The sequence below is a fragment of the Streptomyces sp. B1866 genome (genome assembly GCF_031932565.1).
GTDB lineage: Bacteria > Actinomycetota > Actinomycetes > Streptomycetales > Streptomycetaceae > Streptomyces.
The window spans coordinates 1-11,228 of the sequence record NZ_JAVSCF010000215.1; the positions used below are offsets into that span (position 1 = coordinate 1).

Annotated in this window: 9 protein-coding genes and 1 pseudogene; 7 read left to right on the forward strand and 3 right to left on the reverse strand. The window is 74.9% G+C overall.

Annotation, left to right across the window (positions count from 1 at the left end; genetic code table 11):
• Both RKE29_RS23075 and RKE29_RS23080 read right to left on the reverse strand, forming a co-directional pair.
• On the reverse strand, positions 1 to 1,193 hold a 1,193-nt coding region (locus tag RKE29_RS23075), incomplete at its 3' end, for a hypothetical protein (RefSeq protein WP_312007498.1).
• A 10-nt stretch (positions 1,194 to 1,203) separates the two neighbouring features.
• Positions 1,204 to 1,488, reverse strand: coding sequence for a MoaD/ThiS family protein (locus RKE29_RS23080; RefSeq protein ID WP_312007499.1), 285 nt, complete (start codon positions 1,486 to 1,488; stop codon positions 1,204 to 1,206).
• 283 nt (positions 1,489 to 1,771) lie between these two features.
• Here RKE29_RS23080 and RKE29_RS23085 point away from each other — a divergent pair, with 283 nt between their 5' ends.
• The 4 genes from RKE29_RS23085 (at position 1,772) to RKE29_RS23100 (ending at position 7,341) form a co-directional block, all read left to right on the forward strand.
• Positions 1,772 to 3,511 (forward strand): ABC transporter ATP-binding protein, encoded by a 1,740-nt coding sequence (locus tag RKE29_RS23085; protein ID WP_312007500.1) that lies wholly within the window; start codon positions 1,772 to 1,774, stop codon positions 3,509 to 3,511.
• A gap of 131 nt (positions 3,512 to 3,642) precedes the next feature.
• Positions 3,643 to 5,541, forward strand: coding sequence for an ABC transporter ATP-binding protein (locus tag RKE29_RS23090; RefSeq protein WP_312007506.1), 1,899 nt, complete (start codon positions 3,643 to 3,645; stop codon positions 5,539 to 5,541).
• Between the two features lie 724 nt (positions 5,542 to 6,265).
• Positions 6,266 to 6,649 (forward strand): PPOX class F420-dependent oxidoreductase, encoded by a 384-nt coding sequence (locus RKE29_RS23095; RefSeq protein WP_312007501.1) that lies wholly within the window; start codon positions 6,266 to 6,268, stop codon positions 6,647 to 6,649.
• Positions 6,650 to 6,771: 122 nt separating this feature from the next.
• Entirely contained in the window at positions 6,772 to 7,341 is a 570-nt protein-coding gene (locus RKE29_RS23100; RefSeq protein WP_312007502.1) for a suppressor of fused domain protein, read from the forward strand.
• 125 nt (positions 7,342 to 7,466) lie between these two features.
• Here RKE29_RS23100 and RKE29_RS23105 read toward each other — a convergent pair whose 3' ends face one another.
• Complete coding sequence (locus tag RKE29_RS23105; RefSeq protein WP_312007503.1) at positions 7,467 to 8,462, reverse strand: alpha/beta fold hydrolase; 996 nt, start codon at positions 8,460 to 8,462, stop codon at positions 7,467 to 7,469.
• Between the two features lie 269 nt (positions 8,463 to 8,731).
• On the opposite strand from RKE29_RS23105, the gene RKE29_RS23110 reads away from it, so the two are divergent.
• From RKE29_RS23110 to RKE29_RS23120, 3 genes and pseudogenes are all read left to right on the forward strand, one after another.
• The gene (locus RKE29_RS23110) at positions 8,732 to 9,544 is read left to right on the forward strand and encodes a response regulator transcription factor (RefSeq protein WP_312007504.1); all 813 of its coding nucleotides are present in this window, start codon (positions 8,732 to 8,734) and stop codon (positions 9,542 to 9,544) included.
• Between the two features lie 24 nt (positions 9,545 to 9,568).
• On the forward strand, positions 9,569 to 10,591 hold the full coding sequence (locus tag RKE29_RS23115; protein WP_312007505.1) for a LacI family DNA-binding transcriptional regulator: 1,023 nt from the start codon (positions 9,569 to 9,571) through the stop codon (positions 10,589 to 10,591).
• A 328-nt stretch (positions 10,592 to 10,919) separates the two neighbouring features.
• Positions 10,920 to 11,228: pseudogene (locus tag RKE29_RS23120) on the forward strand (hypothetical protein); the annotation flags it as partial.

Below are 11,228 nucleotides of genomic sequence, written 5' to 3' on the forward strand. Positions count from 1 at the left end.
GCGGCCGGCAGCGGCAGGGCGTGGGCGAGCACCGCCGCGGCCACGGCCGCGGCGCCCGCGACCACCGTGTCGGCCGAGTCGCCCGCCGCCGCCAGGTGGCCCGCCGCGACCACCGTGACGGCCGTCGAGGCGACCGTCGCCATCAGGCCGTACAGCCGCTCGTCCGACCCGCTGGCCACGCCGAGCTGGCGGACCAGCACCAGCAGCAGCCACACGCCGAGCGTGCCGATGAGCACCGTCGGGGCGTGCCGGGGCTCGGTGGCCAGCAGCCCGGCGTCGGCCGCCAGGCCGCCCGCGAAGGCCAGCGCGATGCCCTGCCGGGCGGGCCACATGCCGTTCAGCCGGAACCAGCCGGCGGCCGTGACCGCCTGGAGCACCACCACGGCGGCGGCCAGCGCGGGCCTGCCCAGCGGCGCGGCGGCGGCCAGCAGCGCGGCCAGGGCGGTGGTCACCAGGGCGGGCTGGAGGCCCGGCTCGATGATCGGGGAGCGGCCCTCGGCGCGGGCCCGCTGCGCGGCGGTCAGCGGCCGGTCCGGCCGGTCCGGGCGGCCGGCCCGGTCGTCGTCGGCGGACCGGGCGGGCGCCGGACCCGGCTCGGGGTCCTCCGGGTGGGCCAGCGGCGCGCCCAGGTCCACCGGCGCGTACGGCGCGGGACCGGCGGCCTGCCCGGCGGCTGCCCCGGCGGCGGTGGCGACGGCGGGCTGCTGGTGCTCCTCCCAGGACGGCGCGTAGGGGCCGGCCGGCGCGTACGGGCCCGCGGGGTCCGGCTGCGGGTGCTGCTGGGCGGGCTGCTGCGCGCCGTACGGGTCCCAGCCCGCGGGCGCGCCCGGGTGCGCGGCGTGCGGGTCCTGCCCGCCGTACGGGCCGTACGGGTCCTGCGGGCCGTACGGGTCATGCGGCGCGGGCGGGTCCGGCGTGCCGTACGGGTTGTGCGGCGCGTGCGGGGCGGGCGGGTCGTGCGGGGCGTACGGGCCCTCGGGGCCTGCCGGGGCCTGCCGCGCGTACGGGTCGGGGGCCGCGCCGGAGGCCGCGTACGGGTCGCGGGCGCCGTCCTGGGCGCCGCCGTAGGGCGCGTACGGGCCGGGCCGGGCGTGGGGGCCGTGCCCGCCGTCCGGCGCACCGTGCCCGCCGTAGCCGCCGCCGGCCTGGCCGTGCCGGCCCTCGTGCTCGTCGTACCGCTGCTGGTCGCTCATGAGGCGAACGTCACCCTCCTGCGAAGGGAGGGAGCACCTCGACCGTGCCGCCCTCGGCCAGTGGGACCGCCGCGTGGTCGCGCGTGCCGACGGGGGCGCCGTCGACCAGGAAGGAGCAGCGCAGCAGCACCCGCGCGAACTCCGGGCGGGCGCCGTGCCGCCGCCGCGCCTCGTGCAGGGCCTCGGCGAGCGTCGCCGCGGCGTACGGCTCCTCGGCCGTCCCGGCCGCCGCCTTGGCCGCCGCCCAGTACCGGATGGTGCCGGTGGGCGGGCCCGCCGTGTTCGTCGTCCCCATCGCGGTGGCCGTCCCGTCCCCTCGTGTCGCGTGCCGCGCCGTCGCGTCCGTCGGTCGTATTCTGCCGCCTCGCACCGCCGGGCCGTGCCCGTCCCGGACGCGGCACCGGCAGCGCCGTACGGCCGCCGCCCGGGGCCGCCGCCGGGAACGCCGTCCTCCCGCGCGTGCCGCGCCCGGTCCCCGGCCGCCCGCCGGAGGCCGCGCCGCCATCCTGTCAGGCGCGGGCGGGCCGGGGCGGCGAAAATCCCGATGCGAGCGGGAGCCGTTCGCATAAGGTTTCGTTGTGCTGGTCCGACTCATACGGGCGTATCTGCGGCCCTACGCCCGCTCCCTCGTCTTGATCCTCCTCCTCCAACTCGTCCAGACGCTCGCCACGCTGTACCTGCCGACCCTCAACGCCGACCTCATCGACAACGGTGTCGTGCAGGGGGATACCGGGTACATCCTGCGGATCGGCGGCGTCATGACCGCCGTATCGCTTCTGCAGATCGTGTGCGCGATCGGCGCGGTCTACTACGGCGCCCGTACGGCCATGCTGCTCGGCCGGGACATACGCGCCGCCGTCTTCGACCAGGTGCAGTCCTTCTCCGCCCGGGAGGTCGGCCACTTCGGGGCCCCCTCCCTGATCACCCGCACCACCAACGACGTGCAGCAGGTCCAGATGCTGTGCCTGATGACCTTCACGATGATGGTCTCGGCACCGATCATGTGCGTCGGCGGCATCGTCCTCGCGCTCAACCAGGACGTGCCGCTGTCCTCGCTGCTGCTGGTCATCGTGCCGCTGCTCGGCATACCCCTCGCGCTGATCATCCGCCGCATGCGGCCGGTGTTCCGCGCGGGCCAGCAGCGTATCGACACGGTCAACCGGGTGCTGCGCGAGCAGATCACCGGCATCCGCGTCATCCGCGCCTTCGTCCGCGACGCGCACGAGCGCGACCGCTTCACCCGCGCCAACACCGACCTGTTCGACATGTCGCTGCGCGGCGGCCAGCTGATGGCGCTCATGTTCCCCGTGGTCATGCTGGTGGTGAACCTCTCCAGCGTGGCCGTCGTCTGGTTCGGCGGGCACCGCATCGACAGCGGCGGCATGGAGATCGGCGCGCTGACGGCCTTCCTCAGCTACCTGATGCAGATCCTCATGGCCGTCATGATGGCGACCTTCATGTTCATGCTCGTGCCGCGTGCCGAGGTGTGCGCCGAGCGCGTCCAGGAGGTGCTGACCACCTCCACCAGCGTGGTGCCCCCGCTGGTGCCCGCGGCCCCCGCGCCCGCGGACCGGCGCGGCCTGCTGGAGCTGTGGAACATCGAGTTCCGCTACCCGGGCGCCGAGGAGCCGGTGCTGCGAAACGTTTCTCTGGTGGCCCGGCCCGGGGAGGTCACAGCCGTCATCGGCTCGACGGGCAGCGGGAAGTCCACGCTGCTGGGCCTGGTGCCCCGGCTGTTCGACGCCACCGACGGGGCCGTGCTGGTGGACGGAGTGGACGTCCGCGACCTCGACCCCGCCGTGATGACGCGGACCGTCGGCTACGTACCGCAGAAGCCGTACCTCTTCAGCGGCACCGTCGCGTCAAACCTCCGCTACGGCAATCCGGACGCCACCGACGAGGAGCTGTGGCACGCGCTGGAGATCGCCCAGGGCCGGGACTTCGTGGCGGCCATGGAGCACGGCCTGGACTCCCCGATAGCGCAGGGCGGCGGCAACGTCTCCGGAGGCCAGCGGCAGCGGCTGTCCATCGCCCGCGCCCTCGTCGGCAAGCCCGCCGTCTACCTCTTCGACGACTCCTTCTCGGCGCTCGACTACGCCACCGACGCGCGGCTGCGGACCGCCCTCGCCGCGGAGACCCGCCAGGCCACCGTCGTGATCGTCGCCCAGCGGGTGTCCACCATCCGGGGCGCCGACCGCATCGTCGTGCTCGACGGCGGCCGGGTGGTCGGCACCGGCACCCACAGCGAGCTGATGGCGGACAACCAGACCTACCGGGAGATCGTGCTCTCCCAGCTCACCGAGCAGGAGGCGGCGTGACCGGCACCGGAGGCAAGCAGACCGCGCCACGCCCGGCCGGCCCCGGCACGGGCGCCGACGGCCCCGGCAAGGGCGCCGGCCAGGCCGCGCCGCGCCGGGGCCCGGCCCCGGCCGCCGGCGCCGGCCGCTGGATGGGCGCCCAGCCCGCCGAGCGGACCATGGACTTCCGCGGGTCGACCCGCCGCCTGCTGGCCGCCATGCGCCCCGAGCGCGGCATGGCCTGGACGGCGGTCGGCCTCGGCGTCGTCAGCATCGCGCTGACCGTGCTCGGCCCGAAGATCCTCGGCCACGCCACCGACCTGATCTTCGCGGGCGTCATCGGCCGCCAGCTGCCCGAGGGCAGCACCAAGCGGGAGGCCGTCGCCCAGCTGCGCCAGGACGGCCACGGCACCGTGGCCGACATGGTCGCGTCCATGGACGTGGTGCCCGGCCAGGGCATCGACTTCGGCGCGGTCGGCACCGTCCTGCTGTGGGTGGCGCTGATCTACGCGGGCGCCGCGGTGCTCGGCCTGCTCCAGACGCGGATCTTCACCACCGTCGTGCAGCGCGCCGTCTTCCGCATGCGCGAGGACGTCGAGGCCAAGCTGTCCCGGCTGCCGCTGTCGTACTTCGACCGGCAGCCGCGCGGCGAGGTGCTCTCCCGCACCACCAACGACATCGACAATATCCAGCAGACCCTCCAGCAGAGCATGAGCCAGCTCATGGCCTCGGTGCTGACCATCGTCGGCGTGCTGGCCATGATGTTCTGGATCTCGCCGCTGCTGGCCCTGGTCGCGCTGGTGACCGTGCCGGTGTCGGTCGTGGTGGCGGCACGCGTGGGCAAGCGCGCGCAGCCGCAGTTCGTCGCCCAGTGGAAGTCCACCGGCAAGCTCAACGCCCACATCGAGGAGATGTACACCGGGCACACCCTGGTGAAGGTCTTCGGCCGGGAGAAGGAGTCCGCCGAGATCTTCCGCCAGGAGAACGAGAAGCTGTACGAGGCCGGGTTCAGGGCCCAGTTCATCTCCGGCATCCTCCAGCCCGCGATGATGTTCATCGGCAACCTCAACTACGTGCTGGTGGCCGTGGTCGGCGGCCTGCGGGTGGCCAGCGGCTCGCTGTCCATCGGCGACGTGCAGGCGTTCGTGCAGTACTCGCGCCAGTTCAGCCAGCCGCTCACGCAGGTGGCCTCCATGGCCAACCTGGTCCAGTCCGGCGTCGCCTCCGCCGAGCGCGTCTTCGAGCTGCTGGACGCCGAGGAGCAGCAGCCCGACCCGGCCGACGGCGTCCGCCTGGGGCGGGTGCGCGGCCACGTCGAGTTCGAGCGGGTGTCCTTCCGGTACGAGCCGGACAAGCCCCTGATCGAGGACCTGTCGCTGTCCGTCAGCCCCGGCCAGACGGTCGCCATCGTCGGACCCACCGGCGCGGGCAAGACCACGCTGGTCAACCTGCTCATGCGGTTCTACGAGGTCAGCGGCGGCCGGATCACGCTGGACGGCGTGGACGTCGCGGCCGTCTCGCGGGAGGAGCTGCGCTCCAACATCGGCATGGTGCTCCAGGACACCTGGCTGTTCGGCGGCACGATCGCGGAGAACATCGCCTACGGCGCCGAGGGCGCCTCCTTCGACAAGATCGTGGAGGCGGCGAAGGCCACGCACGTCGACCGCTTCGTACGGACCCTGCCGGACGGCTACGACACGGTCATCGACGATGAGGGCTCCAACATCAGCGCGGGTGAGAAGCAGCTCATCACCATCGCCCGCGCCTTCCTGGCCGAGCCCGCCATCCTCGTCCTGGACGAGGCGACCAGCTCGGTCGACACCCGCACCGAGGTGCTGATCCAGCACGCGATGGCCTCGCTGCGCACCGGCCGCACGAGCTTCGTGATCGCGCACCGGCTGTCGACCATCCGGGACGCGGACGTGATCCTGGTCATGGAGTCGGGGCGGATCGTGGAGCAGGGCACGCACGAGTCGCTGCTGGCGGCGGAGGGGGCGTACGCGCGGCTGTACACGGCGCAGTTCGCGGAGCCGGTCGTCGAGGCGGACTGAGCAGGCTGCTGCCCCTGCCCTGCTCCTCTGCCCCGCGCGGGGCAGAGGAGGGCCGCGGCTCGGGCCCCCGGCGGGCGCCCGGGGCCCTGCCTCCTGGGCGCCCGCCCGNGGCCGCGGCTCGGGCCCCCGGCGGGCGCCCGGGGCCCTGCCTCCTGGGCGCCCGCCCGGTCGGTGCCCGGTCGGCGCCCGCCCGGTCGGCGCCCGGTCGGTGTCCGCCCGGTCGGTGCCCGGTCGGTGCCCGGTCGGCGCGGCCCCGGCCCGGCGCCTGGCCTGGCACAGAGGCCCGCGGCGGCCCCACCGCCCCTGGCATGACCGCCCCGGCGGACCGCCCGCCCCGTGTGACCGTCTCCCAGGCGTGCTCGGGGCCGGGGCGTGCCGGTGTCCTGTGTGTCTGGGACCCGCGCGTGACCGTCCCTCGCGGGTGACCGTCCTCCAGACGTGCCGGGGCCGAGGCGTGCCGGTGCCTGCACGTACCCGCGCCCCGGGTGCGCCTGTCCCTCTCGCGTGTCTGCCTCCCCCGTGAGGCCGGGGCGAGGCGTGCCCCGGGACCGACGCGGCCGGGGCCCAGGCGGTACGCCCGGGCGGTACGGGTCCGGGGCTGCCGTTCGGCGGACCGGGCGTGGCGTCGTCGCGGTGCGGTCCGGGGCCGTACTCCACCGTCGCTCTGCCGGGCCTGGCCGGCTCGCTCCAGGCCGGATCCAGCGGGATGCGACATTGTGTGGGTATGGTCCCCGCGCACATAGCCCGCAGCCCGTACGTCAGCCTGGTCACCTACCGCCGCGACGGCACGCCGGTGGCGACCGCCGTATGGGCCGCCGTGGACGGCGACGGGCTGGTGGTCTGGACCGGTGCCGGGAGCGGGAAGACCAAGCGCCTGGGCCGCGATCCGCGGGTCACCGTCGCACCGTGCGATCTGCGCGGACGCGTCGCGCCCGGGGAGGGGGAGGTGCGCGGCACGGGGCAGGTGGTGGCGGGTCCGGCCGACATGGCCCGGGTGTGCGCGGCCCTCGACCGCAAGTACGGCTGGCGCTTCCGGTGGGTGCGCCGGGTCCACAGGTGGTTCCTTCCGCGCCACGTGCCGCACGTGGGCGTCCTGATCCGCTTCTGACCCGGCGTCCGTGCGGTTTGGCGTGCTTGCAGGTCGTATGCCATGCCCCGGAGCCGTACGCCACGGCGGAGCGCCCGGACCCTGCCCGGCGGCGGTTCCGGCCCGTGCGGCAGGCTGGGCCGATGGCCAGTCGCGCAGAGCTCTACCTCACCCGTCTCGACCGCCTTTCGGGCGGCGTCGAACCGCTGTTCCTCCGGACGGAGCCGAGCACGCCGGGCCTGCCGCCCGTGACGGCCCTGGCGTACCGGGGACTGCCGGACGGCCTGCTCACCGTGCTCACCTACGGGCTGTCGCTGGCGCGGCACGCGGACTGGCGGCACGCCGCGCCCGAGCTGTGCCTGAGCGTCCGCTCGGCGGACCTGGCCTGGGCGCGCGCCCTGGGGGCGCTCACCGAGAACCTGCGCGGGACCTGCCCGTTCACCTACGGCGACACGGTCGACTTCGGCGAGCCGGTGGCGGCGGAGTCGACCATGACGGCGTTCTGCGTCTTCGCGCCCGCCGTGCTCGACCTGGACGACTGCACCGGCATCGACGTGGGCGCCGACGGCGGCGCGGGCCGGGACCTCGTCACCATCCATGGGTTGTATCCGATTTACGAGGCCGAGCGGCAGTTCGTGGCCGAGCGCGGGCTCGAAGCCTTCTGGAAGCTGGAGTGGGACCCGTACGACGTGCGGCGGCGGCCCGCGGTGTGAGCCGACCCCGGACTCCGACCCCGACTCCCGGCCGGGACGGCGGCCGTGGGCGGGCCGGTGACCGGCCGGGCGCGCGGCGGCCCGGGGTCGCCTGCCGGCCCGCGGGCCACCGGCCGGCCCGCGGGTCACCCGCCGGCGGCCGCCCGCGCCGCCCACGCGCCGATGCGCTCCAGCAGGCCCGCGTCCATGGCGTTCTCCGCGTGGCCGACGCCGGGCTCGATCCACAGGTCTGTGGACGACGGGTCGCCCGCCGCCGCCAGCATGCGCGGGTGGTCCAGGGGGAAGTACGGGTCGCGGTCGCCGTGGACGACCAGCAGCGGCGTCGGCGCGATCAGGGGCACGGCGGCGAAGGGCGCGAGGGGCACGGGGTTCCAGCGGTGCGGGTCGACGCGGGTGCGCAGGCCGTACCGGGCCACCAGGCGGCCCTCGGGACGGTCGATCGCCCAGTGCACGCGGCGCATCGGGGGCGTGCCCCGGTAGTGCCAGCGGGCAGGCGCGCTGACGGCCACGACCGCGTCGGTGTGCGCCTGCGTGCCCCGGGCGTGCACCCCCGCGCCCGGTGTGCGCCCCGGGGCGGCCAGGGCACGGGACGAGCGGTCGGCGGCGCCTCGTGGCCCGTTTTCGTCGTGGGCAATGTCACCCCCGGACGGGGGAGCCCCCTCCGGGGCGTCCGACACAAGCGGATGCCCGGGTTCCCGGCACAGCGCGGCGTGCCGCAGCACCACCGCGCCGCCCAGCGAGAAGCCCACCGTGGCCACCCGCGCGTGCCCGAGCAGGCGTGCCCACCGCACCGCCGCCGCCACGTCCAGCACCTCCCGGTCGCCGACCGTGGACAGCCCGCCGGACGCCCCGTGACCTCGGAGGGAGAAGGAGATCACGGCCGCGTGCGCGCGCAGCGCGGCCGCCACGCGGCGCACCGCCGGGCGCTGCCAGGAGCCCGTGAAACCGTGCGCGATCACGACTGCCGAAGGCGGCTCGGCCTCCCGCGCGGGGCCCGCGTACGACTCGTAAATGGCGTCTACAGACACCCCGTCGTCGGTCAGCAGAGCAGCCCGTCGCGTCCTAATCGTGACCAGGGGAACACAAGAAGGCGTATATCCGGCCTCGGTACCGTGTGTCATGTGGGTTATCCTCATGTGAAGAGGATCCGGGCAACGCAGCCCCCGGATCCTTTTGTGCTTACGGGCGCGCCATGCGCTTTTGAGCACGTGCGCGCTCCAGGGCGCGGAGCCGCAAAGCGTACGACGGCGTACGAAAGGCGAACGACGGCGTACGGACAGTGCCGCATACGTCCTCGCAGGGACCGAGGAGGAACCGACGTAATGGGCGATCGAAGCGTGCAAGACCGGAGAACCGAGGTACGGACCGAGCCGGGGGCGGGTGGCGCCCGGTGAGTTCGCTGCTTCTGCTGACCAACGCACTCCAGCCCTCGACGGAGGTGCTTCCCGCCCTCGGCCTGCTGCTGCACAACGTGCGGGTGGCGCCGGCCGAGGGCCCCGCCCTGGTGGACACTCCCGGGGCCGACGTCATTCTCATCGACGGCCGCCGCGACCTGCCGCAGGTCCGCAGCCTGTGCCAGCTGCTGCGGTCCACCGGGCCCGGCTGCCCGCTGCTGCTGGTGGTCACCGAGGGCGGCCTGGCCGCCGTCACCGCCGACTGGGGCGTCGACGACGTCCTGCTGGACACCGCGGGCCCGGCCGAGGTCGAGGCGCGCCTGCGGCTGGCCATGGGCCGCCAGCAGATCTCCACCGACGACAGCCCGATGGAGATCCGCAACGGCGACCTGTCCGTGGACGAGGCCACCTACAGCGCGAAACTCCGGGGGCGTGTGCTCGACCTCACGTTCAAGGAGTTCGAGCTGCTGAAGTACCTCGCTCAGCACCCGGGCCGGGTCTTCACGCGCGCGCAGCTCCTCCAGGAGGTGTGGGGGTACGACTACTTCGGCGGCACCCGCACGGTGGATGTGCACGTACGGCGGCTGCGGGCAAAGCTCGGCCCGGAGCACGAGTCCCTGATCGGGACGGTGCGCAACGTAGGTTACCGCTTCGTGGCGCCGGAGAAGGTCGAGCGGGCGGCCGAGGAGGCCAAGGCGCGGGCGAAGGCCGAGGCCGCCGCCCCGCAGCCGGAGGCCGACGGCGGCGCCGAGGCGGCGCACGACGACGGCTCCCGGGCGGCCGCGGCCGCACGACCGGCCAATCGCTAGCTGTACCCGCGTAGACTGCCGCGCGTGGCCAAGGTGACGCGGGACGATGTGGCACGGCTGGCGGGGACGTCCACCGCCGTCGTCAGCTATGTCATCAACAACGGACCCCGGCCGGTCGCCCCGGCCACGCGCGAGCGGGTGCTCGCCGCCATCCAGGAGCTCGGCTACCGGCCCGACCGGGTCGCGCAGGCGATGGCGAGCCGCCGCACCGACCTCATAGGCCTGATCCTGCCCGACGCCCGGCAGCCGTTCTTCGCGGAGATGGCGCACTCCGTCGAACGAGCGGCTGCCGAGCGCGGCAAGATGGTCCTCGTCGGCAACTCCGACTACCTGGACGAGCGCGAGGTGCACTACCTGCGCGCCTTCCTCGGGATGCGGGTCTCCGGCCTCATCCTCATCAGCCAGGGCCCCAGCGAGAACGCCGCCGTCGAGATCGAGGCCTGGGACGCGCGCGTCGTCCTGCTGCACGCGCGCCGCGCGGCCATCGACGACGTGGCCGTGGTCTGCGACGACGTGGGCGGCGCCCGCCTGGCCGTGCGCCACCTGCTGGAGCACGGCCACGCGTACGTCGCCTGCCTCGGCGGCACCGAGCGCACCCCGAAGGTCGGCGACCCGGTCACCGACCACGTCGAGGGCTGGCGGCAGGCCATGGAGGAGGCCGGACGGCCCACCGAGGGCCGCCTCTTCCAGGCCCCGTACAACCGTTACGACGCCTACCAGGTCGCCCTGCGCCTGCTGTCCGGCCCCGACCGGCCCACCGCCGTCTTCTGCGCCACCGACGACCAGGCCATCGGCGTGCTGCGCGCCGCGCGCGAGCTGCGCATCGACGTGCCACGCGAGCTGGCCGTCGCCGGCTTCGACGACGTCAAGGAGGCCGGGCTGACCGACCCGCCGCTGACCACGGTCGCGGCGGACCGGGTGGCGATGGCCAACGCGGCCGTGGACCTGGTGCTGGACGACGGGCTGCGGGTCGCGGGGTCGCGCCGGGAGCGGGTGGAGCGCTTCCCGGCGGAGCTGGTGGTGCGCAGGTCCTGCGGCTGCGGGTGACCTCGCCGGTCGGGCCGCTCCGCGCTCGGGGCCCCGGCCGCGCTGGCTGCCGTCGTGTTCTTGGGCCCGCCGTGTACCGGGCCGTCGAGTCCCGGATCGCCGTGTTCCGAGTCCCGTCGTGGGCCGTCCAGGGGCGCCCGCGGTCGCCCGGCGGCGTCCGTGCGCGCCGGGCCGGGTGGCGTGCGGCCGGGTCCATTCGACCGCCTCGGACCGGAGTGCCCGGGGCCCGCCGTTGAGCAGCGGTCTTTATTCCCGGCCTACGCGCTTCTGTCAAGCTTTTCAGTGGGTCCTCAGAGAATTCTCATCTTCGGTCAGCACAGTCGTAGCCATGACACACACCACGCGCCCTGGCGGCGGCGACGAGTACCAGTGGTACCCCCACCCGGACGGCCACCTGGACGGCGGCACCGGCTTCGGCGGCCCGTACGCGACGGCGGGCGGGCCCGCGGGCCCCTACCCCGCTCCGCCCGCCCACCAGCCCCAGCAGCCCGTCGTCACGCCCTCCGGCACGACCGTATGGCCCGGCGGCGGCAGCCCCGGCGGTGGCTTCGGCGGTGGTGGCTCCGGTGGCGGGGCCGTGCCGCCGCCCTCGGGGCCGGCCGGGCCGCCGCCCGGCGGGCCGGACGCGGCGGGCCGG